This window comes from Herbaspirillum sp. LeCh32-8, assembly GCF_017814915.1.
In the GTDB taxonomy this organism is placed as follows: domain Bacteria; phylum Pseudomonadota; class Gammaproteobacteria; order Burkholderiales; family Burkholderiaceae_D; genus Herbaspirillum.
This window is the reverse complement of the sequence record NZ_JAGIPZ010000001.1, coordinates 290,186-314,128: the sequence shown is the minus strand read 5'-3', so window position 1 is coordinate 314,128 and position 23,943 is coordinate 290,186. Positions and strand designations below refer to the sequence as shown.

At 66.2% G+C, this 23,943-nt stretch carries 21 protein-coding genes; 13 read left to right on the top strand and 8 right to left on the bottom strand.

Annotated features, from left to right (window positions below; translation table 11 throughout):
- The first annotated feature begins 33 nt into the window (after positions 1–33).
- The 8 genes from J8I26_RS01460 (at position 34) to J8I26_RS01425 (ending at position 7,995) form a co-directional block, all read left to right on the top strand.
- On the top strand, positions 34–972 hold the full coding sequence (locus tag J8I26_RS01460; protein ID WP_209603380.1) for an ABC transporter permease: 939 nt from the start codon (positions 34–36) through the stop codon (positions 970–972).
- 15 nt (positions 973–987) lie between these two features.
- Complete coding sequence (locus J8I26_RS01455; protein ID WP_209603379.1) at positions 988–1,881, top strand: ABC transporter permease; 894 nt, start codon at positions 988–990, stop codon at positions 1,879–1,881.
- Between the two features lie 12 nt (positions 1,882–1,893).
- Entirely contained in the window at positions 1,894–2,853 is a 960-nt protein-coding gene (locus J8I26_RS01450; protein ID WP_209603377.1) for an ABC transporter ATP-binding protein, read from the top strand.
- Positions 2,854–2,863: 10 nt separating this feature from the next.
- Complete coding sequence (locus J8I26_RS01445) at positions 2,864–3,814, top strand: oligopeptide/dipeptide ABC transporter ATP-binding protein (protein WP_209603375.1); 951 nt, start codon at positions 2,864–2,866, stop codon at positions 3,812–3,814.
- Between the two features lie 35 nt (positions 3,815–3,849).
- A complete protein-coding gene (locus J8I26_RS01440; protein WP_209603373.1) occupies positions 3,850–5,469 on the top strand; it encodes a gamma-glutamyltransferase family protein in 1,620 nt (539 codons plus the stop codon).
- Between the two features lie 12 nt (positions 5,470–5,481).
- Positions 5,482–6,294, top strand: coding sequence for a GntR family transcriptional regulator (locus J8I26_RS01435; RefSeq protein ID WP_209603371.1), 813 nt, complete (start codon positions 5,482–5,484; stop codon positions 6,292–6,294).
- Positions 6,295–6,363: 69 nt separating this feature from the next.
- Positions 6,364–7,263 (top strand): ketopantoate reductase family protein, encoded by a 900-nt coding sequence (locus tag J8I26_RS01430; RefSeq protein WP_209603369.1) that lies wholly within the window; start codon positions 6,364–6,366, stop codon positions 7,261–7,263.
- Between the two features lie 237 nt (positions 7,264–7,500).
- Complete coding sequence (locus J8I26_RS01425; RefSeq protein ID WP_209603367.1) at positions 7,501–7,995, top strand: MarR family transcriptional regulator; 495 nt, start codon at positions 7,501–7,503, stop codon at positions 7,993–7,995.
- A gap of 279 nt (positions 7,996–8,274) precedes the next feature.
- Here the strand turns inward: J8I26_RS01425 and J8I26_RS01420 are convergent, their stop codons facing one another.
- The 8 genes from J8I26_RS01420 to J8I26_RS01385 form a co-directional block, all read right to left on the bottom strand.
- Complete coding sequence (locus tag J8I26_RS01420) at positions 8,275–9,123, bottom strand: M55 family metallopeptidase (protein ID WP_209603365.1); 849 nt, start codon at positions 9,121–9,123, stop codon at positions 8,275–8,277.
- Positions 9,120–10,157 (bottom strand): P1 family peptidase, encoded by a 1,038-nt coding sequence (locus tag J8I26_RS01415; protein WP_209603363.1) that lies wholly within the window; start codon positions 10,155–10,157, stop codon positions 9,120–9,122. The genes J8I26_RS01420 and J8I26_RS01415 overlap by 4 nt, the downstream gene beginning before the upstream one ends.
- A gap of 8 nt (positions 10,158–10,165) precedes the next feature.
- Complete coding sequence (gene gsiD / locus J8I26_RS01410; protein WP_209604734.1) at positions 10,166–11,062, bottom strand: glutathione ABC transporter permease GsiD; 897 nt, start codon at positions 11,060–11,062, stop codon at positions 10,166–10,168.
- A gap of 60 nt (positions 11,063–11,122) precedes the next feature.
- Positions 11,123–12,043, bottom strand: a complete 921-nt coding sequence (gene gsiC, locus J8I26_RS01405) for a glutathione ABC transporter permease GsiC (protein WP_209603362.1) — start codon at positions 12,041–12,043, stop codon at positions 11,123–11,125.
- 142 nt (positions 12,044–12,185) lie between these two features.
- Complete coding sequence (gene gsiB / locus J8I26_RS01400; protein WP_209603361.1) at positions 12,186–13,757, bottom strand: glutathione ABC transporter substrate-binding protein GsiB; 1,572 nt, start codon at positions 13,755–13,757, stop codon at positions 12,186–12,188.
- A 93-nt stretch (positions 13,758–13,850) separates the two neighbouring features.
- Positions 13,851–15,728 carry a dipeptide ABC transporter ATP-binding protein gene (locus J8I26_RS01395; protein ID WP_209603360.1) on the bottom strand — a complete coding sequence of 626 codons (1,878 nt, stop codon included), beginning with the start codon at positions 15,726–15,728 and terminating at the stop codon, positions 13,851–13,853.
- Positions 15,729–15,753: 25 nt separating this feature from the next.
- The gene (locus tag J8I26_RS01390; protein WP_209603359.1) at positions 15,754–16,743 is read right to left on the bottom strand and encodes an isoaspartyl peptidase/L-asparaginase; all 990 of its coding nucleotides are present in this window, start codon (positions 16,741–16,743) and stop codon (positions 15,754–15,756) included.
- A complete protein-coding gene (locus tag J8I26_RS01385; RefSeq protein ID WP_209603358.1) occupies positions 16,740–17,717 on the bottom strand; it encodes a MurR/RpiR family transcriptional regulator in 978 nt (325 codons plus the stop codon). The genes J8I26_RS01390 and J8I26_RS01385 overlap by 4 nt, the downstream gene beginning before the upstream one ends.
- A gap of 447 nt (positions 17,718–18,164) precedes the next feature.
- Here J8I26_RS01385 and J8I26_RS01380 point away from each other — a divergent pair, with 447 nt between their 5' ends.
- The 5 genes from J8I26_RS01380 (at position 18,165) to tssJ (ending at position 23,930) form a co-directional block, all read left to right on the top strand.
- A complete protein-coding gene (locus J8I26_RS01380) occupies positions 18,165–19,130 on the top strand; it encodes a LysR family transcriptional regulator (protein ID WP_209603357.1) in 966 nt (321 codons plus the stop codon).
- A gap of 445 nt (positions 19,131–19,575) precedes the next feature.
- Positions 19,576–20,829, top strand: coding sequence for an MFS transporter (locus J8I26_RS01375; RefSeq protein ID WP_245200075.1), 1,254 nt, complete (start codon positions 19,576–19,578; stop codon positions 20,827–20,829).
- 86 nt (positions 20,830–20,915) lie between these two features.
- Entirely contained in the window at positions 20,916–21,593 is a 678-nt protein-coding gene (locus J8I26_RS01370) for a DUF2848 domain-containing protein (RefSeq protein WP_209603354.1), read from the top strand.
- A gap of 219 nt (positions 21,594–21,812) precedes the next feature.
- The gene (locus tag J8I26_RS01365; RefSeq protein ID WP_209603352.1) at positions 21,813–23,165 is read left to right on the top strand and encodes an amidase; all 1,353 of its coding nucleotides are present in this window, start codon (positions 21,813–21,815) and stop codon (positions 23,163–23,165) included.
- Positions 23,166–23,423: 258 nt separating this feature from the next.
- On the top strand, positions 23,424–23,930 hold the full coding sequence (gene tssJ, locus J8I26_RS01360) for a type VI secretion system lipoprotein TssJ (protein ID WP_209603350.1): 507 nt from the start codon (positions 23,424–23,426) through the stop codon (positions 23,928–23,930).
- The last annotated feature ends 13 nt before the right edge of the window (positions 23,931–23,943 follow it).

Below are 23,943 nucleotides of genomic sequence, written 5' to 3'. Positions count from 1 at the left end.
TGCGGCCGCCGTCGTCCAGCCCTGTAGCCAGACATGCAAAAACTGCTGAAACGCCTCCTGCTTTCCATCCCCACGCTGATCCTGGTCAGCATGGTGGTGTTCTCGCTCCTGGCGGTGCTGCCGGGCGACCCGGTGGCCGCCATCCTCGGCATGGAAGCCACGCCGGAAGCCGCCGCCGCCCTGCGCCTGAAGCTCGGCCTCGACGATCCTCTGCTGGTGCAGTACGGGCACTGGATCTGGGCTGTGCTGCACGGCGACCTGGGCCGCTCCTTCATCGACAACACGCCGGTGGCCGAGGCCCTGTGGCAGCGCCTGCCGGTCACCATCGAACTGGCCGCGGGCAGCTTCATCGTCGCCGTGGCCATCGCGGTGCCGGCCGGCATCCTGTCGGCGGCGCGCCCGCGCGGCATGGCCAACGCGGTGGGCACCTTCATCGCGCTGTTCGGCATGTCGGTGCCGCACTTCTGGCTGGGCATGATGTTCATCATCCTGTTCGCCGTGAAGCTGGGCTGGCTGCCGGCCTCGGGCTTCGTGCCGCTGTCGGAGGACTGGCAGGCCAACCTGCTGGCGATGCTCATGCCGATGGTGGTCACCGGCCTGCGCGAGGCGGCAATCCTGATGCGCATGGTGCGCAGCAGCCTGCTGGAAGTGCTCAATGAAGACTACATCCGCACCGCATTCTCCAAGGGCCTGCGCGACTGGCAGGTGGTGCTGGGCCACGCGCTGCGCAACGCCATGATCCCGGTGGTCACTGCCAGCGGTCTGATGGTGTCGGGCATGCTGGGCGGACTAGTCATCACAGAAAGCATCTTCGGCATCCCCGGCATGGGCAAGATGATCGTGGACGCCATCTTCCAGCGCGACTACGTCACCGTGCAGGCCGGCGTGCTGGCCGCCACCGTGATGGTGGTCATCGTCAACCTGTGCGTCGACCTGCTCTACAGCGTGATCGACCCGCGCATTGCCCGCTGACCCGGCGCTTATTCCATGACGACCAACTCCTCTCCCGACATCGCACCGGCGCCCGCCGCCCTGCCGGCCGCGCCGCGCTTTCGCACGTTGCGCCGCTTCGCCGGCAACCGGCCGGCCGTGCTCGGCGCGGCCATCATCGCCGTGCTGATCCTGCTGGCGATCGCCGCGCCGCTGCTGGCGCACTACGATCCCATCTTCGACCAGGACTACGCCAACATTCTGGCCGACCCGGGCGCCGCCCACTGGCTGGGCACCGACGACCTCGGGCGCGACATCTACACGCGCATGCTGTACGGCTCGCGCATCTCGCTGCAGGCGGCGCTGATCTCGGTCGGCCTGGCCTTCTCGCTGGGCGTGCCCATCGGCATCGTGAGCGGCTATTACCGCGGCGCGGTCGACGCCGTGGTGATGCGCGTGGTCGACGCGCTGCAGGCCTTCCCCTCGCTGATCCTGGCGCTGGCCCTAGCCGCAGCCCTGGGCGGCGGTTTCTACAATGCCATGGTGGCGGTGGGCATCGGCTTCACGTCGTCCTTCGTGCGGCTGGCGCGCGGCCAGGCCATGACCATCCGCAACCTTGACTACGTGATGGCGGCGCGCTCCATCGGCGCCGGCAATCTGCGCATCATGTGGCGCTACGTGCTGCCCAATGCGCTGGCGCCGCTGGTGATCCAGGCCACCTTCGCCATGGGTACGGCGATCATCGCCGAAGCCGGTCTGTCCTACCTCGGCCTGGGCGCGCGCCCGGAAGACCCGAGCTGGGGCTCGATGCTGCACATCGCCCAGGGCTACCTCAATACCAACCCGATGCTGGCCATGTGGCCGGGCCTGGCGATCTTTTTGGTGGTGCTGGGATTCAACCTGCTGGGCGACGGCATCCGCGAAGTGTTCGACCCCAAACTGAGCCGCTGAGGAAGTCACGCCATGCTAGAGATCCAGAACCTCAAGGTCGAATTCAAGAGCCACGGCCGCAGCGTCGCGCCGGTGGACGGCGTCTCCTTCTCGCTGGGCCACGACCAGACCGTGGGCCTGCTGGGCGAGTCGGGCTGCGGCAAGAGCGTGACCGCGCTGTCGGTGCTGCGCCTGTTCCCGATGGCCAGCAAGGCCAGATTGTCGGGCGCCATCCGCTTCGGCGGACGCGACCTGCTGCAGGCCGGCGACAAAGAACTGCGCGCCATCCGCGGCAAGGACATCGCCATGATCTTCCAGGAGCCGATGACCTCGCTGAACCCGCTGCATCGGGTCGGCAAGCAGCTCTCCGAGATGCTGCGCATCCACACCGACCTGCCGCGCGGCGAGATCGACGGCAAGGTGGTCGCCATGCTGGAACGCGTCGGCCTGTCGCGCGCGGCGCAGCTGGTGGATGAATATCCGCACAGTCTTTCCGGCGGCATGCGCCAGCGCGTGATGATCGCCATGGCCCTGCTGTGCCGGCCGCAGGTGCTGATCTGCGACGAGCCCACCACCGCGCTGGACGTTACCATCCAGGCCCAGATCCTGGACCTGATGCGCGACTTGAAGCGCGAGCAGCAGACCTCGATCCTGATGATCACCCACGACCTCGGCGTGGTCGCCGAAATGTGCGAGCGCGTGGTGGTGATGTACGCCGGCCAGGTGGTCGAGGAAAGCAGCGTCAGCGATCTCTTCGACCGCCCCGCCCACCCCTACACCCACGCGCTGATGCGCGCGCGTCCGGCACTGGACTCCACGCCCGGCGCGCCGTTGACGGCGATTCCCGGCAGCGTGCCGCCGCCCGGCCAGGCCGGAACCGGCTGCCGCTTCGCAGCCCGCTGCCCGCGCGCGCAGGACATCTGCCGCAAAGAGATGCCGCCGCTGGACGAGATCGCCGCCGGCCACACCGCGCGCTGCTGGTATCCGCATTGAAAGGCCCACCATGAACATGCCCCTGCTTGAAGTCCACGGCCTGAAGAAGCACTTCGGCGCGCCCGGCGCCGCCGCGGTGAAGGCGGTCGACGACGTTTCCTTCACCATCGCCGAAGGCCAGACCCTGGGCCTGGTCGGCGAGTCCGGCTGCGGCAAGTCCACCACGGGGCGCAGCGTGCTGCGCCTGATCGAGCCCAGCGCCGGCAGCGTGCGCTTCATGGGCCGCGAACTCACCATCCTGCCCGCCGGCCAGCTGCGCGCCATGCGCCGCCACATGCAGATGGTGTTCCAGGATCCCTATGCCTCGCTCAACCCGCGCATGACCATCGGCGAAGTGCTGGAGGAGCCGCTGATCGTGCACCAGCTGCATGATCGCGCCACCCGCCGCCGCATGGTGGCCGAGGCGCTGGACATGGTGGGCCTGAACCCGTCCTACGCGACGCGCCATCCGCACGAGTTCTCCGGCGGCCAGCGCCAGCGCGTGGGCATCGCCCGCGCCATCATCACCCGGCCCAAGCTGGTGGTGGCCGACGAGGCGGTGTCGGCGCTGGACGTGTCGATCCAGGCGCAGATCCTCAACCTGCTCAAGGAGCTGCAACAGGAGCTGGGCCTGACCTACCTGTTTGTCTCGCACGACCTGGCGGTGATACGCCACGTCAGCGACACCATCGGCGTGATGTACCTGGGCCGCATGGTGGAGCTGGGCACGCGCGAGCAGATCTACGCCAACCCCTGCCATCCTTATACCCGCGCCCTGCTCTCGGCCATCCCGCGCGAGCATCCCAACGAGAAGCGCGAGCGCATCGTGCTGCAGGGAAGCATCCCCAACCCGGCGGCGCCGCCGTCGGGTTGCCATTTCCATCCGCGCTGCCCGTCCTGCATGGAAGTCTGCAAGACCGAAGCGCCCGCCGCGATCAAGGTCGGCAACGGCCAGACTGTGGCCTGCCACCTGTATCGCTAAAATATCCGCCACCCTTAGCGCCAAGAGAGACATCCATGCCCGCCTTCCCCCAATTCGACAGTAACCACCATCCCTACATGTCCCGCCGCAGCGCCGTCTACGCGCGCCGCGGCATGGTCGCCACCTCGCAACCGCTGGCAGCGCAAGCAGGCCTTGAGGTACTGCAAAAAGGCGGCAACGCCATCGATGCGGCAATCGCCGCGGCCGCCGCGCTGACCGTGGTGGAGCCGACCGCCAACGGCATCGGCGGCGATGCCTTCGCGCTGATCTGGCACGGCGGAAAACTGCACGGCCTGAACGCCAGCGGCCCCTCGCCCAAGGCCATCTCGGCCGAACAGCTGATCGCCGCCGGCCACAAGGACGTGCCGAAGTACGGCGCCCTGCCGGTAACCGTACCCGGCACCCCGAGCGCCTGGGCCGCCATGGCCAAGCGCTTCGGCAAGCTGCCGTTGACGCAGTCGATGGCCGGCGCGGTCGCGCTGGCGCAGGACGGTTTCCCGATCTCGCCGGTGGTGGCGCATGCCTGGCAGGTGGCGCACAAGAACTTCAGGCGCGAGTTCAAGGACGCGCATTTCCAATCCTGGTTCGATACCTTCTCCATCGACGGCCGCGCCCCCAACGCCGGCGAGCTGTGGCGCTCGGCCGGCCATGCCGCCACGCTGGCGGCAATCGCCGCCGACAATGCCGAGAGCTTCTATCGCGGCGCCCTGGCCGAGAAGACCGCCGCCTTTATCCGCCAGGCCGGCGGCTGCATGGAGCTGTCCGACCTGGCCGAGTACCAGCCCGAGTGGGTCGACCCGATCGGCGTGAACTACCGCGGCTACGACGTCTGGGAGATTCCGCCCAATGGCCACGGCATGGTGGCGCTGATGGCGCTGAACCTGCTCAAGGCCTACGACTTCTCCGAGCGCGACACCCTGGCCACTTACCATCGCCAGATCGAAGCCATCAAGCTGGCCTATGCCGACGGCCTGGCGCACATCGCCGACCCGGCGCACATGAAGGTGACAGTGGAACAGCTGCTGTCGGACGCCTACGCCGACGAGCGCCGCAAGCTGATCGGCCAGCGCGCCACGCTGCCGGTGGCGGGCGACCCGTCGCGCGGCGGCACGGTCTATCTGTGCACCGCCGACGCCGAGGGCAACATGGTGTCCTTCATCCAGAGCAACTACATGGGCTTCGGCTCCGGCCTGGTGGTGCCCGGCAACGGCATCGCCCTGCACAACCGCGGCAACAACTTCACGCTGGAAGCCGGCCATCCCAACGTGCTGGCCCCGGGCAAGCGTCCCTACCACACCATCATCCCCGGCTTCATGAGCCGCGACGGTCAGCCGGTGGGGCCCTTCGGCGTGATGGGCGGCTTCATGCAGCCGCAGGGCCACGTGCAGATGGTGATGAATACGGTGGACTTCGGCCTCAACCCGCAGGCCTCGCTGGACGCGCCGCGCTGGGAATGGGAGAAAGGCAACAAGGTATCCATCGAGCACACCACCGCCGAACACCTGTTCCGCGGCCTGGCCGGCCTGGGTCATGAGGTATCGTGGTCCGGCAATCAGCTCGGTTTCGGCCGCGGCCAAATCATCTGGCGCAACGATGCCGGCGTGCTGTGCGGCGGCACCGAGCCGCGCACCGACGGCTGCGTGGCCGCCTGGTAAGGACGCCCCATCGTGAAAAGCGTCGCCGCTCCCCCGCCGCCTGAGCCTGCCGCCGAATCTGCTGCTCAATCCGCCGCCGCCCCCGGTGACAGCGAGGCGCGCAACGGTTCGCTGCCGGAGTATGTCTACGCGCGCCTGCGTGAAGACATCTTCGACATGCGCCTGCTGCCCGGCGACCAGATCACCGAGACCGAGATCGCCGCCTTCTTCAAGGTCTCGCGCACGCCGGTGCGGCAGGCGCTGCAACGGCTGCAGGGCGACGGCCTGATGCAGGGCTATGTGCGCGGCGGCTGGGAGGTGGTGCCGATCGATTTCAAGCGCTTCGCCGACCTGTACGAAATGCGCAAGCTGATCGAGACCCACGCCGTGCGCCGGCTGTGCGCGCGCGATGCGGCGCAGCCGCTGGACCTGTCCGCCGTCGACGCGCTGCGCGCGACCTGGTGCGTGCCGGCCGCTGCGCGCGAACCGGACGGTCCCCGTGCCGCGCAGCTGGACGAGGTGTTCCACCAGACGCTGGTGCGCGCGGCCGGCAACCAGGAAATGGCCGACACCTTCGACCGCCTGACCGACCGCATCCGCATCGTGCGCCGCCTGGACTTCCTCTACGGCGACTGCCTGCACTCGACCTACGAGGAACATGCCGCCATCCTCGACTGCATCGCCGCCGGCGACGTAGACGACGCCATGCGCCGCATGGGTGAACACATCGACGGCAGTCATGCCGAAGTCAACCAGATCACCCTGCACCGCCTGCACAGCGCGCGCGCCACCTCGACCACCAAACCGCCGGCGTATGTGTCGGTGCGCGTGCGCCGGCAGTTCTGATACGCCGCCTGAAGGCAGCCGGGCGCTGTGTTAGGCTGGCCCTTTCGCAGAGTTCAGGGAGATACGGCAATGAAAGTCGCGGTGATGGGCGCAGGCGCAGTGGGCTGCTATTACGGCGGCATGCTGGCGCGCGCCGGGCATGAGGTGGTGCTGGTGGGCCGCCGACAACACGTCGACGCCTTCAACCAGATCGGCCTGCGGCTGCAAGCGCAGAGCTTCGACGAGATCATGCCGGTCAAGGCCGGCACGGACGCCGCCATCGCCCGGGGCGCCGACCTGGTGCTGTTCTGCGTCAAGTCCACAGACACTGAAATCGCCGGCGCCCAGCTGCGCGAATATCTTGATCCCGACACGCTGGTGCTGACGCTGCAAAACGGCACCGACAACGCCGACCGCCTGCGCAGCGTGATCCCGCAGCCGGTGGCCGCGGCCGTGGTCTACGTCGCCACCGAGATGGCCGGCCCCGGGCACGTGAAGCACCATGGACGCGGCGAACTGGTAATCGAGCCCTCGCCGCGCAGCAAGGAAGCCGCCGAGGCGCTGATCGCCGCCGGCGTGCCCACCGAGATTTCGGACAACGTGCGCGGCGCGCTGTGGGTCAAGCTCATCCTCAACTGCGCCTACAACGCGCTGTCGGCCGTGACCCAGCTGCCCTACGGGAAGATCGTACAAGGCCCCGGCGTGGCCGGCGTCATCGCCCAGCTGGTGACAGAATGCCGCGCCGTGGCCGCGGCCGACGGCGTCACCCTGCCCGGCGACGTGGACGCCGCGGTACGCCGCATCGCCGAGACCATGCCTACGCAATATTCGTCCACCGCCCAGGACCTGGCGCGCGGCAAGACCAGCGAAATCGACCACCTGAACGGCTTCATCGTGCGACGCGGCCAGGCCCTGGGCGTGGCCACGCCGGTCAACCTGACCATGCATACGCTGGTCAAGCTGATGGAGGCGAAGCAGGCTGGGCAATGAGGCGCCGGTTTCGTATCGGCGGTTGTTGAACGACGCTGGGTCCCTGCTTTCGCAGGGACGACACGGAGGAGAAAATCAACCTTCGCCTGTTCAAGGCCATCCTTTGCCTGTCGTTCCTGCGAACGCAGGAACCCAGTGTCGTCATCGCGCACCGGGATCGTCCGCACAATCAACAATCGCCGCCCGGCAAGAATTAGTAACATAGGTTATCATCTCCGCTTCACCCAAAGGCCGGCCATGAACGACAGCTTTTCCCCTTACGAATCGGCGATCAAATCGATCTCGAAGAGCTTCTCTCGTTCCCCGGTGCGCGAAGCCGTGCTCACGCGCCTGCTGATGCACCTGGGATCCAACCTGGGCGTGCACTTCGATGCCGCGCTCAAGGAGCATGGCCTGAACTACACCACCTGGACCTCGCTGGTGGTGCTCTACAGCCAGCCGGAAGGCCGCATGCTGCCCTCCGAACTGGCCACCTATATCCTCACCTCGCGCACCCACTGCTCGCGCATCGCCGATGAGCTGGACAAGAAAGGCTTCGTCAAGCGCATCGCCGGCACCGCCGACCGCCGCGAGGTGCATCTGCAGCTCACGTCCAAGGGAACGGCCTTCGTCGAGGAGCACCACCCCGCGCGCCGCAAGCAGTACCGCGACCTGTGGTCGGCCTTCAGCGCGGAGGAAATGAGCCAGTTCGAAGGCCTGCTGCGCAAGCTGCTGCAACAGCTCGACGGCTGATCGGAATCGTACTTGCGCGCCTGCTGCAGGGCCTGTTCGGCGCAACGCTGGCGCCGAACAGGCCGCGATGCGAGAACTCATGTCACCAATAGGCACCGCAAGCATGTACAGACAATGGCGGTGAGGATCGGCCCCATCCCCGGCCCCGCCTTGGGCGGCTGACTGACCGACAACCTGACCTGACGCTGGAACGCGGCAAGCTGGGGCCGGATGTGGAAGCGCATGCGCTCGACTGAGCGCATGGCGTAAAGCAAGGAAAGAGAAAAAGCGCGACGGCGCTCAGCGCAGCATGGCCGACATCGCCGACAGGCTGTTGAGCACCCGCACCGCATACTCTGCCGTGGGCGCGTCGAACTCCACCGTGACATTGTCGGCGCGCTCCAGGATGGGCAGCTGGCTGAACAGGTCGGCCAACGCCACCGTCTGCGCCTGCAGGCGGCAGCGCAGCGGGCCGGCCATGCGCAGCAGCGGCATTGACTGCGGCTGCGCCACGAACGCGGCGACAGCCTGGCGGGAACGCTCTTCCAGCAATGCGCAGGAAGCCTGCGGCGTGAGCGAGTCGCCGCTGTTGGCGCCGTAGGCTTTCTTGGTTTCGGCGAACACCGCGTGCGGATAGAGCGGCTGGTTTTCCTCGATGAAGGCGTCGTCGCCGCTGCCGAAGATCACCGGCACGCCATGCTCGCCGGCCAGCGCGCCGTAGAGCCCGGCCTCGCCCAGCTCCTGCCCGCCCAGCCAGACGCGGGCGAAGGCGAAGCTGTTGGTGGTGTGCGCCAGGATGCCGCGCCCCTGCGCGCGCGAGTGGTAACCCACCAGCATCACGGCGTCGATGTCGTGATCCACTCCGCCCATCATGCCCAGCACGCGCGGCTTGCCCAGCACCATGCGCGCCTGCGGATGCAGCAGGTCTGGCAAGAGGTTGCGGAAACCGCCGTGCGAATCGTTGACCTTGATGGCGGTGGCGCCGGCGGCCAGCGCGCCGCGGATGACGGCATTGGCCTCCTCGGTCATCCAGCGCCGGGCGCGTTCGTACTCGCCGTTGCCGGCGCGGGTCTGTTCGGGATGGAAGACGCCGGCGACGCCTTCGATGTCGACCGATACCAAAATATTGGCGCGTGTGCTTGGGCTCATGAAGATATCTCGCGGGAAGCCAGCCGCTGGCGCAGGCCCAGGCGCACGTGGCCGTCGCGGCCGTGCACGGTGTCGGCGGCGAACAGCGCATTGACGATGGCCTGCTCGACGCTGTCGGCGGCGGCATGGAACAAGGGATCCAGCAGGTGGTCGGCCAGCAGCGCGGCATGCACGCAGTCGCTGCCCGCCTCGATCTGCTGGGCGGTGGAAAATGCCAGTGCAATGTCGCCGCTGCCGTGGCCGTAGGCCGAACCGGTGCGCGCCAGGCCGGCGCCGGCGCGGGTGGCCAGGCGTTTCAACTGGCGCGCGTCCAGCGGCGCATCGGTGGCCAGCAGCATGATGATGGAGCCCTTCTCGGGCGCGGCGTCGGGGCTCTCTTCGGCGGCCAGCTCGCGGCCCAATGGGTGACCATTCAAGATCAGTTCAGGCAACTTGCCGAAGTTCGACAACACCAGCGCGCCCACGGTGAATTCGCTGCCGCCGCTGCCGACCGGCGCCTTGCGCGAGGCGCTGCCGATCCCGCCCTTCAGGCCGAAACTGGACATGCCGCGCCCCGCCCCGACCGCGCCCTGGGCGACATCGGTGGTAGCTGCGGCCAATGCCGCGTCGAAATGCGCCTCGCCCACGGCGAAGGCATGCAGGTCGTTCAGGTAGCCGTCATTGCATTCCATCACCACCGCGTTGACGGTAGGCAGGCTGCGGCCGATCTCGGGTGTGGCTTTCAGCGCATGGCGGATCTGGGCGGTGACGACGGCCCCGACCGAGAAGGTATTGGTCAGCGCGATCGGCGTTTCCAGCGTGCCCAGCTCCTCGATCTGCACCAGCCCGGCGCTCTTGCCGAAGCCGTTGATGACGGCCACGGCTGCCGGCAGCTTGTGCGTGAACAGGTTGCCGGCATGCGGCACCACCACGGTCACGCCGGTTTGCACCGGCCCGTCATCCAGCGTGCAATGGCCCACCGTCACGCCGGCCACGTCGGCGATGCTGCCGCGCGGACCGGCGGCGAGCCGGCCGATGTGGGGAATGTCGGGCATCTGCGGCATCAGCGCTGGTCGATCTTGGGATCGAGCGCGTCGCGCAGGCCGTCGCCCAGCAGGTTGAAGGCCAGCACGGTCAGGAAGATGGCGATGCTGGGGAACAGCGCGATGTGCGGCGAGGTCATCATGTCGGCGCGCGCTTCATTGAGCATCAGCCCCCACTCGGGCGTGGGCGACTGCGCGCCCAGGCCGAGGAAGGACAGGCCCGCGGCGGTGATGATCGAGGTGCCGATGCGCATGGTGAAGTACACCACGATGGCCGACACGGTACCCGGGAAGATATGACGCCACATGATGGTCATGTCGGAGGCGCCGATGCTGCGCGTGGCTTCGATGTAGGTCAGGTTCTTCAGCTGCAGCGTGTTGCCGCGCACCAGGCGGGCAAAGGCCGGGATGCTGAACACCGACACCGAGATGATCACGTTCAACATGCCGCCGCCCAGGATGGCCACGATGCCGATGGCCAGCAGGATGCCGGGAAAAGCGAACAGCACGTCGCAGATGCGCATGGTGATGCGATCCCACCAGCCTTCGTAGTAGCCCGCCAGCAGGCCGAACACGGTGCCGATCACCGCGCCGATGGCCACCGACAGGAAGCCCGAGGCCAGCGAGATGCGGGTGCCGGCCAGGATGCGGCTGAAGATGTCGCGCCCCAGCGAATCCACGCCGAACCAGTGCACCCAGGTCGGCGGCGAATTGAGCGCGTCATAGTCGAAGAAGTTTTCCGGATCGAACGGCACGATCAGCGGCGCGAAGATGGCGATCAGGATCAGCAGGATCACGAAGCCGCCGGCGTACATGGCCAGGTGCTGGCGCTTGAACTTGCGCCAGAACTCGCGCCACGGGGTGCGGATCTTGTGGCCGGCAGCGGCCGCCACGGCGGACGGGTCGGGCGGCGGCAGCGGCGCGCCACTATTGTCCGGCGTGGAAATGGGTGCGTTGGAAAGCGACACGATGCCCCCTTACTTGAAGCGGATGCTGGGGTTGATCACGGCATACAGCACGTCCACCACCAGGTTGATGAAAATGAATTCCAGCGAGAACAGCAGGATCTCGGCCTGGATCACGGGGTAGTCGCGCATCTCGACGGCGTCCACCAGCAGGCGTCCCATGCCCGGCCAGTTGAACACCACCTCGACCAGGATGGAGCCGCCCAGCAAGAAGCCGAACTGCAGGCCCATCATCGTCACCACCGGGATCAGCGCATTGCGCAGGCAGTGCTTGATGACCACCACGGTCTCGGTCAGGCCCTTGGCGCGCGCGGTGCGCACGAAGTCTTCCTGCAGGATTTCGATGAAGGAGGCGCGGGTGAAGCGCGCCATCACCGCAGCCACCGCCGCGCCCAGCGTCAGCGACGGCAGGATGTAGTGGCGCCAGGTGTCGTCACCCACGGTGGGCAGCCAGCCCAGCTGCACCGAGAACACCTGCATCAGCAGGATGCCCAGCGCAAACGGCGGCAGCGAGATGCCGGACACCGCCAGCGTCATGCCCAGGCGGTCCGGCCATTTGTTGCGCCACACCGCCGAGGAGATGCCGATGATCAGGCCGAACAGCACCGCCCAGACCATGGCGGCCACGGTCAGCCACATGGTGGGCCAGAAGCGCGCGCCGATTTCCTCGGCGACCGGACGCTTGGTGCGGATCGATCTGCCGAAGTCGCCGTGGGCGGCATTGACGAAGAAGTTGACGAACTGCTCCGGCAGGGGCTTGTCCAGGCCGAGGTCGGAGCGCACCAGCGCCACCGTCTTCTCGTCGGCCTCGGGACCGGCCGCCAGCCGCGCCGGGTCGCCCGGCAGCAGGTGGATGAACAGGAATACCAGAACCGCCACCAGCAGTAGCGTTGGAATCAGCCCTAACAGGCGTTTGATGACATAGGAAAACATGAAGCTCTCGCTGGTGGATCGAAACCTTGGATCTTGCTTGTTGCATGCGGGCCGGCAAGCGCCCTGCCCGCACTTGAAATATCAGGTGCGCCGGCGGCGGCAGTTGCACCCGCCGCCGGCATCCCTTGCGTCGCTGCAGCGCTTACTTGGTGAATTCGATGTTCTCGAATTCGTAAGCCTGGTCAGGCATCACATAGATGCCCTTCAGGTTCTTGGCGCGCGCGTACAGCAGCTTCTCGGTGACCAGGAAGGCCCACGGGGCGTCCTTCCAGATTTCCTGCTGGGCTTCCTTGTACAGCGCTTCCTTTTCCTTGCGGTCAGATACGGTCAGGGCCTTGGCGATGTCGGCGTCGACCTTGTCGCTCTTGTAGTAAGCGGTGTTGAACAGGCGCGGCGGGAAGGACTCGGACGCCAGCAGCGGACGCAGGCCCCAGTCGGCTTCGCCGGTCGAGGACGACCAGCCGACGTAGAACAGGCGGATCGGCGCGGTGGCCGGGTCTTGCCAGCTTTCCACGCGCTCCACGCGCTGGCCGGCTTCCAGGGCCTGGATCTTGACCTTGATGCCGACCTGCGCCAGCTGCTGCTGCAGGAACTGGATCACCTTCATCGCGGTGGTGTGGGTGTAGGCCGACCACAGCTCGGTCTCGAAGCCGTTCGGATAGCCGGCTTCGGCCAGCAGCGCCTTGGCCTTCTTCACGTCATACGGCCAGGCGCCGCTCTTGTAGGCGTAGTCCACGCCCTGCGGCAGCACGCCGTCCATCGGCACGGCATAGCCGTTGAACGCGACCTTGGCCAGCGCCTGCTTGTTGATGGCGTAGTTGATCGCCTCGCGCACCTTGATGTTGTCGAACGGCTTTTGCTTCACGTTCATCGACATGTAGCGCTGGATGATCGACGGACCGGCGATCACCTCCATGTTGCCCTTGCCCTTCAACAGGTCGGCCTGCTCGTACGGCAGCGGATAGGTGAACTGCGCTTCGCCGGTCTGCATCATGGCCGAGCGCGAGTTGTTGTCCACCACCGGCTTCCACAGGATCTCGTCGACCTTGGGGTAGCCCTGCTTCCAGTAACCGTCGAACTTGGCGACCTTCAGGTAGTCGGTCTGCTTCCACTCGACGAACTTGAACGGGCCGGTGCCGACCGGGTGGAAGGCGATGTCCTTGTTGCCGTACTGCTTCAGCGCGGCCGGCGAGATCATGGCGGCCGACGGGTGGGCCAGCACGTTGATGAAGGCCGAGAACGGCTCCTTCAGGGTGATCTTGACGGTGTAGTCGTTCAGGACTTCGGTCTTGGCGATGCGGTTGAAGAGGTTGTAGCGCTTCAACTTGTTGTCCGGGTTGGTGACGCGGTCGAAGCTGGCCTTCACGGCGTCGGCCTTGAAGGTGGTGCCGTCCTGGAACTTCACGCCCTGCTTCAGGCGGATGGTGTACTCCAGGCCGTCCTTGCTGACCAGGTAGCCTTCGGCCAGCACCGGGATCAGTTTCATGTCCTTGTCGAAGCCGTACAGGCCCTGGTAGAAGGACTTCATCACCGACAGCGACAGCGTGTCGTTAGCGTCATACGGATCCATCGTGGTGAAGGTGGAAGCCACCGCCACGGTTGCCGTCTTGGCGGCGAAGGCGTTGGCCGCGCCGAATTGCAGGGCGGCGCCCAGGGTGCCCATGGCCAGCCATTTGGCGGTGGTCAGTGCTTTGCTTTTTGCGGTTGCGGACATCTGTCTCTCCTGATCAGTACTGCGTGGTTGATACTGCTTGTCGGATGCTGGGGTGAATCGAGGTGACAACAAAAACAAAACTGCCTGCGTCGCTCAGAAAGCGCCGCCGATACTGTGCGTGGCGACGAAATGGCCGGGCGCCACCTGCTTGAGGGCCTCCACTTTCGGCTCGTCGCCCACCAGCCGGATCGGGCTGGGGATCTCGTCGGTCATCAGCTTCTTGCCCGGCTGGCGCAGCGTGGGATCGGCCACCGGCACCGCCGCCATCAGCTTGCGGGTATAGGGATGCTGCGGGTTCTCGAAGATCGCGCGGCGCGGACCGATCTCCACGATCTGGCCCAGGTACATCACCGCCACGCGGTGGCTGATGCGTTCCACCACCGCCATGTCGTGCGAGATGAAGATGAAGGAAATGCCGAGCTCGGCCTGCAGGTCCAGCATCAGGTTGACGATCTGGGCCTGGATCGACACGTCCAGCGCCGACACCGATTCGTCGGCGATCACGATCTTCGGGTTCAGCGCCAGCGCGCGCGCGATGCAGATGCGCTGGCGCTGGCCGCCGGAGAATTCATGCGGGTAACGCTGGCCGTGCTCGGGCGTCAGGCCCACGCGGGTCAGCAAGGCGTCCACGCGCTCCTGCGCGCCCTCCTTCATGCCGTGCACCAGCATCGGCTCCATGATGGAATAGCCGACCGTCATGCGCGGATCCAGCGAAGCGAACGGATCCTGAAAGATGAACTGGATGTCGCGGCGCAGCTGGCGCAGCTCGGAACGCGGCAATTGCGCCAGGTCGCGGCCGCCGAACTCGACGCGGCCGCCGGCGATGTCCACCAGGCGCAGCAGCGAACGGCCGGTGGTCGACTTGCCGCAGCCGGACTCGCCGACGATGGCCAGCGTTTCACCGGAATACAGGTCGAAGCTGACCTTCTCCACCGCATGCACGCGCTGCTTCACGCGGCCGAAAATGCCGCTCTTCACATCGAAGCGGGTGGTCAGGTCGCGCACCTTCAGCAGCGGCTGGCGCTGCTCGGCGGCGATCTCGCCCTGGCCTTGCAGCTCGGTGGCGATCGCCTCCGGCTGGGCCTCGGCCTCGGCGGCGATGCCGAAGCGGCGCGGCTTGTCGGTGCCGCGCATCGAGCCCAGCCGCGGCACAGCCGCCAGCAGCGCCTGGGTGTAGGGATGGGCGGGCGCGGCGAAGATGCTCTTCACATCGTTCTCCTCGACCTTCTCGCCACGGCACATCACCACCACCCGGTCGGCCACCTCGGCCACCACGCCCATGTCGTGGGTGATGAAGATAACGCCCATCTGCATTTCTTCCTGCAGCGAACGGATCAGCTGCAGGATCTGCGCCTGGATGGTCACGTCCAGCGCCGTGGTCGGCTCGTCGGCCACCAGCAGCGAAGGCTTGCACGACAGGGCCATGGCGATCATCACGCGCTGGCGCATGCCGCCTGAGAGCTGGTGCGGGTGGCGTCCCAGCACGCGCCGTGCCTCGGGAATGCGCACCATCTCCAGCATGCGCAGCGCCTCGGCCTGCGCCGCCGCGCGGCTCTTGCCCTGGTGCAGGCGGATCGACTCGGCGATCTGCTCGCCGACGGTAAAGACCGGGTTCAGCGAGGTCATCGGCTCCTGGAAGATCATGGCGATCTCCTTGCCGCGGATGCCGCGCATGGTGGCGTTGTCGGCCTGCGCCAGATCCAGACGCTGGCCGTTACGGCGCAGGAACTCCATGCTGCCGCCGACGATCTTGCCGCCGCCGTGTTCGATCAGGCGCATGATGGCCAGCGACGACACCGACTTGCCGGAGCCCGATTCGCCGACGATGGCCAAGGTTTCGCCCTGCCCGACGTGAAATGAAATGTCGCGCACCGCGTCCACCGTCCGTTCGGAGGTGGCGAAGCGTACGCTCAGGTTGTTGACCTCCAGCACGCGCTGCGCCTGCTGGGCTTGGGATTGGGGCTGTTGCATCTTCCTGTTCTCCTGCCTGAAACGCTCAGCCTTGCGCGGCGTAAATCTCGGTCACCGGCGCGAGCTCGCCGCGGCCGTATGCACGATACATGCCTTCGGTATTGAACGGCAGCGCCAGGTTGCCCTGCGCGTCCACCGCAATGATGCCGCCGCGGCCACCCACCGTGGGCAGCACATCGAAGACGACTTCCCGGCTCGCCTGTTCCAGCGACTTGCCGGCATAGGCCATGCGCGCGGCGATGTCATAGCAGGCCACGGCGCGGATGAAGGACTCGCCGGTGCCGGTGGCCGACACGGCGGCGGTGGCGTTGGCGGCGTAGCAGCCGGCGCCCACCAGCGGCGAGTCGCCCACGCGCCCGGGTTGCTTGTTGGTGATGCCGCCGGTCGAGGTGGCGGCGGCCAGGTTGCCGAACTTGTCCAGCGCTACGGCGCCCACGGTGCCGAACTTGTTGTCCGGGTCGATCGGGGCTTTTTCGGTCGGTTCATCCTTGTGCGCAAAGGCGAAGGAAGCAGCGTCATGATCCAGCATCGCCTTGGCCTGGCCGCGCACGCGTTCCCATTGCTGATAGCGCGCATCGGTATGGAAGTATTCGGGGCCGACGGTGAGCACGCCGTTCCTGGCCGCGAAGGCCTCGGCGGCCGGGCCGACCAGCAGCACGTGCTCGCTCTTGTCCAGCACCGCGCGGGCGCCCAGCACCGGGTTGCGCAGGTTGGTGACGCAGGACACCGCGCCGCTTTCAAGATCGGCGCCATTCATCACGCAGGCGTCCAGCTCATGCTTGCCTTCGCTGGTATAGACCGCGCCGTGGCCGGCGTTGAACAGCGGGCAGTCCTCCAGCAGGCGCACCGCCTCGGTCACCGCGTCCAGCGCCGAACCGCCGGCGTTGAGCACGGCCTGGCCGGCGGCCACGATGTCGGCCAGGGCCTGGTGGTAGCGGGCCTCTTCCTCGGCCGAGAGCGAACTGCGCGAGATCGTGCCCGCGCCGCCATGGATGGCGATTACCGGAGTCGTCATGCTTTGGTCTTTCCTTTGGTCTTTTCCTTGGACCCGGCGGCAGCCCTGGCGGACTTGCCTACCGGGGTCGTCCCGGGACGTTGTTGCTGCGGCACGTAGAGCCACGGCAGCACGAATTCAGCCATCTGCGAAGCCGCCTGCACCGAACGGCGCGCGCGATGCGCGACCGCGTCGCACAGCGCCTGGATCATGATCAGCGCGGCCGCGTCCGAGGTCGGCGACAGGTTGCGCTCGGTGTGGGCGTAGATCGTCACATCGGCCAGCGGCACCAGCGGCGAGCCGGGCACGTCGGTGAAGGCCAGCACCTGCGCGCCCTTCTCCACCGCGCGCTGGGTCAGCCAGACGGTGTCGGCGGCATAGCGCGGAAACACCATTGGCACCACCAGATCGCGACTGTCCAGCTTGAAGAACTGGCGTCCGGCCTGCGAAGGGCCGCCGGCCAGCGCCACCGAGGATACGCTGCGCACATAGGGCTCCAACGCATGCGCCATCAGGCCGGCCAGGTAGGCCGAGGCGCCAAAGCCCAGGATGAAGATGCGCTCGGCCGAGAGAATCATGTCGACGGCGCGCTCGCAATCCTCCGCCGCCAGCATGCGGCGCGTGGCTTCGATGTTGCGGATGTCGTTCTCGAAAGCAGCCGCCATGATCTCGGCGCTGGTGGCCGGGCGCTGCACCTCGTGGCGCAGCTTCTCGACCGGCGCCAGCGTGGTGGCGAAGTCCGACACCAGCGCCGCGCGGAACGAGGCATAGCCGTCGAATCCCAGCGCATGCGCAAAGCGGTTGGCGGTGGCCACCGAAATGCCGGCCGCCTCCGACAGCTCGTCGATGGTCATGGTGGCGGCGCGAAACGGATTGCCCAGCACGTAGTCCGCAGTCTTGCGGTGCGACTTGGACAGCTGCTGATACAGCTTGCCCACGGCCTGCGCCACGGCGCCCGCTCCCTGCAGCGTGATGTTTTTCGGCTGTTGCGTCACAGTCCGCCTGCCCCATGGGTAAATGTTTTATATCGATGCCTTGCGGCGCCGCCCGTGCTTCTTTCTGGTCTTCTCTTTCAGTCTCTGAAGCCGCGATTCCCGCCGCTCAGGAACGCGCGAATTACCTATCCGGTCGCTCTTTGCGTCACGCCCCGCCGCCGAAAAAATGTAAATATATTTTCATTTTATTTAGGAGTAAAGAAAAAATACTTTCAAAAAGCAAATATCGATATGACGCACCAGAAGCTTGCGGGAATGCCCGTCAAATGCACTGATATAGAAGCATTTTCTACCGCATTGCACCAAAAATGACGTAGGCCGATGCGCGCTGCTGCGGATAAAATACGCTCCTTCGCGCGGCTTCGCCATGACCTGAATCGCCGCTGCGCCGACTGACCTCGACTTACCCGCCGGCATCTTTTTGCCCTCGCCTTCACGCCTTTCGCCATGAACATCCGCTTCCTCGAAACCTTCGTCTGGCTGGCCAAGCTGCGCAACTTCCGGCTCACCGCCGAGCGCCTGCACACCACCCAGGCCGCGGTCTCCAGCCGCATCGCCTCGCTCGAACAGGATTTCGGCGTGCGCCTGTTCGACCGCAGCGCGCGCGAAGTGGCGCTGACCGCCGACGGCAGCAAGGCGCTGGTGTATGCCGAGCGCATGGTCAAGCTCATGCGCGAGATGAAGGACGACATGTCCGACAAGCAGGTCTACGCCGGTGTGATCCGCATCGGCGTGATCGAGTCCATCGTCCACAGCTGGTTCCCGGACTTCCTCGGCCGCCTGCACAAGACTTTCCCGCGCCTGCAGATCGAGATCGCCAGCGACACCACCATCCACCTGCACGAGCAGTTCAGCAAGGGCAACCTCGACCTGGTGCTGCAGGCCGAGCCGGTGATCGGGCCGCAGGTCAGCAATATCGCGCTGTGCGAATTTCCGATGCGCTGGGTCGGCAGCCCCAAGCTCGACATCGGCAGCGAGACGCTGTCCATGTCCGACCTGGCTGCCTTCCCGGTGATCAGCTTTGCCCGCAACTCGGGGCCGCACGCGGTGATCGAGCGCCTGTTCTCGGGCAGCGAGCGCGGCGAGCTGCACGTGAACTGCATCGCCTCGGTGGCCACCATGATCCGCCTGGCCACCGACGGCTTCGGCATCGCCGCGGTGCCGCCGGCCATCATCCAGCGCGAGTTGAACGAAGAAACATTGCACGTGCTGCGGGTCGATACCGAGTTTCCGGCGCTGGCGCTGATCGCCTGCTTCCGCTCGGACCACGAGAATCCGCTGACCGAAAGCGTGGCCCGCATCGCACAAGAAACCGCCTCCGACTTTGCACTCAATTGGGGACACGAGATCGCCCGCCTGCCCTCGCCGCTGGCGGCCGGCAAACCCGGCAACGGCGACGGCGGCATCGCCTGAGGCTGCGTCCGGCAGCGGCGGCAGCCGTGCCGGCGCTGCTTTCAAATGATTTACGCGATGCTGCGCGGCGGCGCGGATCAGCTTGCGCTCACCCCGCGATCAGCCATGCTGCGCAGCACCATCCTGAAGCAGGGCACGCCCCGCTTTCGCTCATAAGATTTTTCAATCACTCCTGTTCATATTTTCTTGTTGGACAGCGCGCATTGCACATCCCCATACTGAATTTAAGACCGGCACCTGCCGTGCGCCGAAAACGCATGCGCCAGGCAAAACAAAAGCAGCGCCGGGCAGCCGGCAATAGTCCAGACATCTTTATCCAGACACTTACGCGGCCGTGATCGATCCGCCACGGCCGGGGCTCAACACTTAGGGAGGTAGTTTCATGTCTTATTCCACATCCGCCGCGCTCGACCCGCGCGACCAGGCCGGCGGCAACGCAACGGCGATGGATGCCACCTATCGCAAGATCGCCTGGCGCCTGATTCCCTTCCTGGTGTTCCTGTTCGTGCTGGCGTGGATCGACCGCGTCAACGTCGGCTTCGCCAAGCTGCAGATGCTGCAGGACCTGCAATTCTCCGAGGCGATCTACGGCCTGGGCGCCGGCATCTTCTTCATCGGCTATTTCCTGTTCGAAGTGCCCAGCAACCTGCTGCTGGAAAAGATCGGCGCGCGCAAGACGCTGGCGCGCATCACCATCCTGTGGGGCCTGGCCTCGATGGCAATGGCCTACGTCACTACGCCGACCAGCTTCTACATCCTGCGCTTCCTGCTGGGCATCTTCGAGGCCGGCTTCTTCCCCGGCGTCGTGCTGTACCTGACCTACTGGTTCCCGGCCCAGCGCCGCGCCCGCGTCAACGGCCTGTTCATGACCTCGTTCGCCATCGCCGGCGCCGTCGGCGGCCCGATCGCCGGCCTGATCATGAGCAGCATGGAAGGCGTGGGCCACCTGGCCAACTGGCAGTGGCTGTTCATCCTCGAAGGCATCCCCTCGCTGCTGGCAGGCTTCGCCGTGCTGGCCTGGCTGCCGGAAAAGCCGGCCAACGCCAAGTGGCTGACCGAGGCTGAAAAGACCGCCGTCACCGACACCCTGGCCGCCGAGAACACCGGCCCGGGCAAGCACTTCTCGTTCAAGGACGCCTGCACCAACTACCGCGTGTGGATCTGCGCCGCCGTGTACTTCTGCGTGGTCAGCGGCAACGCCACCATCGCCTTCTGGGCGCCGTCGATCATCAAGGAAATCGGCGTCAAGGGTAACCTGCAGATCGGCCTGATCTCGGCCATTCCCTTCATCGCCGGCACCCTGGCCATGATCTGGAACGGCATCCACTCCGACAAGACCGGCGAGCGCCGCATGCACAGCGCCGTGGCCACCCTGATCGCCTGTATCGGCCTGATCGCCACCGGTCTGACGCTGGGCAACGCCACCGTCGCGCTGATCTCGCTGACCGTCGCCGCGGTCGGCATCCTGGCCGCGTTCCCGGTGTTCTGGTCGATCCCGGCCGCCTTCCTGGCCGGCACCGCGGCCGCCGGCGGCATCGCGCTGATCAACTCGATCGGCAACCTGGCCGGCTTCGTGGCGCCGTACATGATTGGCGCGCTCAAGACCAGCACCGGCTCGCTGTCCTCCGGCCTGTACTTCGTGGCCGCGCTCGAATTCATCGCCAGCTTCCTAGTGGTGGTGTTCGTCAAGAAGCAATAAGTCTTGCGCGCCGCTGCCGCCGTTGCGGCGCCGGCGCTGTTTTTCTCCCGCAATTCTCCTGCAATCGTTTTGAAGAAGTGACCATCATGAAGCTCTCTTTCTCCCTCCCCGACAATACCGTCATCGACGCCGAACTGAACAAGCTGGTCATCGCCGGTTGGGCAGGCCGCGACATGGCCGCCATCGAACACCACATCGAAGAACTGGAAGCGCTGGGCATCTCGCGCCCCAGCGCGGTGCCGCTGTTCTACCGCGTCTCGGCCAACCAGCTGAGCCAGGACAAGGACGTGCAGGTGCTGGGCGGCGAATCCTCCGGCGAAGTCGAGACCTTCGTCTTCAACGCCGGCGGCGAGCTGTATGTGTCGATCGCCTCGGACCACACCGACCGCAAGCTGGAAGCGCACAGCGTGGCCTTCTCCAAGCAGGCCTGCGTCAAGCCGGTGGGCGCGGCGGCGTGGAAGCTGTCGGACGTGGCCGAGTACTGGGATGAGCTGGTGATCCGCTCCTGGATCGAGGAAAACGGCGCCACCGTGCTGTACCAGGAAGGCCCGCTGTCCTCGCTGCGCACGCCCTCCGACCTGATCGCGCGCTTCACCGATGGCCAGGCCATCCTGCCCGAAGGCTGCGGCATGACCTGCGGCACCGTCGGCGCCATCGGCGGCATCCGCCCGGCGGCGTCGTTCACGATGGAGCTGTTCGACCCGCGCCGCAACCGCGCGCTGCGCCACAGCTATGTGACCGAGTCGCTGCCTGAAATGGCCTGAGCCTCCGGCGCCGTCGACGCATGACGAACGACGCCGGGTCCCGGCCTGCGCCGGGACGACAGGCGGAGGATTGCCTCGAACAGCCGAGGGTTCATGCCACCTCTTCATTGTCGCCCCGGCGCAGGCCGGGACCCAGCGTCGTTAAGCCGCCCGTTTGATGCGATACTCGCCCTTTCGCCCGCGCGCATCCACCCACGCAAATCAGAGACAACTGCCACCATGTTCCCCAAACTGTCCCAACTCGCCGCCGACCTCGACAGCGGCCGCACCACTTCCGCCGAGCTGACCGAGCAGACGCTGGCAAAGATCGCCGACGCCAACGGTGAAGGCGCGCGCGTCTTCACCAGCGTCTACGCCGACCAGGCGCGCGCCGCCGCCCGCGCCTCCGACACGCTGCGCGCGGCCGGCCTGGCGCGCTCGCCCATCGAAGGCCTGCCGGTGTCGGTGAAGGACCTGTTCGACGTCGCCGGCGAAACCACGCTGGCAGGCTCGGTGGTCCTGCGCGGCAAACCCGCCGCCTTCGTCAACGCGGTGGTGGTGCAGAACCTGATCAATGCCGGCGCCATCGTCATCGGCAAGACCAACATGACCGAGTTCGCCTACTCGGGCCTGGGCATCAACCCGCACTACGGCACGCCCAAGAATGCATGGGAACGTAACGTCGACGGCGGCCGCATCCCCGGCGGCTCGTCCTCGGGCGCGGCGGTCTCGGTGACCGACGGCATGGCCTTCGCCGCCATCGGCTCCGACACCGGCGGCTCGGTGCGCATCCCATCGGCCTTCAACGGCCTGACCGGCTTCAAACCGACCGCCTCGCGCGTGTCGATGAAGGGCGTGCTGCCGCTGTCGGCATACCTGGACTCGATCGGCCCGCTGTCGGCCTCGGTCGAGTGCTGCGCCATCATGGACGCGGTGCTGTCCGGCGAAGAGTACGTCGCCCCGCTGCCGCACCCGCTGCGCGGCCTGCGCCTGCTGGCCCCGACCAATGTGGTGCTGGACGGCATGGATGAGCAAGTCGGCGCCGCCTACAAGGCTGCGCTGGCCAAGCTGTCAGCCGCCGGCGCGGTGATCGTCGAGAAGCCGGTGCCGGCCTTCGCCGAGCTGGCCGCCATCAACGCCAAGGGCGGCTTCACCGCCGCCGAGGCCTACGCCTGGCACCGCGAGCTGATCGCGGAAAACAAGGCCGGCTACGACCAGCGCGTGGTCTCGCGCATCCTGCGCGGCAAGGACATGGGGGCGGCCGACCTGCTGGACGTGATCCACGCGCGCCGCGCCTGGATCGCCAATACCGAAGCCCAATTGGACGGCTTCGATGCGCTGGTGATGCCGACCGTGCCGGTGGTGGCGCCGAAGATCGCCGACCTGCAGGCCAGCGACGAGGCCTACTACGGCGCCAACGGCATGATCCTGCGCAACCCGACGCTGATCAACTTCCTGGACGGCTGCGCGGTCTCCCTGCCCTGCCACCAGCCGGGCAACGCCCCGGTCGGCCTGTCGCTGGCTGCGCCGGGCGGGCATGACAAACGCATCCTGTCGATTGCGCTGGCAGTGGAAGGCTTGCTGGCCAGCTGATCAGCCGCATACATATCTTGCTTGGCAAAAAGGCTTGCGCATGCGCAAGCCTTTTTCTTTTAGAAGACCTCCTCGGCCAATATTGAGTCGAATCGCAATTCAATATATTGCGACATCCACGGCAAATAACCATCCCGCTGATCGACGTCAGCAAGCCGCCCTCTACCATCTTATGCCCTCCTGACCTGTCCCGCGGATTTCCCGGTCATGGCAATGGCAGGCCGAACGCATCCTATTTTCACTCTGACTGGAGAAGCCATGCCGCTTCGACTATTTATCGCGCTTTTGCTCAGCACGCTGATCACAGGCTGCAGCACGATACAGACCTTGTCCGACGCCACCACCAATGCCTATCGAACCGTGTTTTCGAAGAAGCAAGAGATGCTGACTATCGGAATCGTCACCGATAACACCGCCAACCCTGACAGACAAGGTAGAGCCCTTTCCGTCGTCACACGCATCTACCAGCTTCGAGACCGCCAGGCATTCGACCAGGCCGACTACGCCACCTTGCTAAAAAGCGACAGAACCGCCTTGGCCTACGATGCCTTGTCCGCGGACACCCAGACCGTCAGTCCCAACACCGGCACTCGTCTGAGTATGCCGCTATCTCAAGCGACCCAATATGTGGGGGTGGTCGCCTTCTTCCGTATTACCGATAAAGATGATGCCTGGAAGCTCGTGGTTGATCGCAAGACGCTGCTGTCCCGGCCGGCGCTGATGCTCGACATTTCGGAATACACGATCCGGGTGAGAGATCAGTGAAGTGGCATGCCCC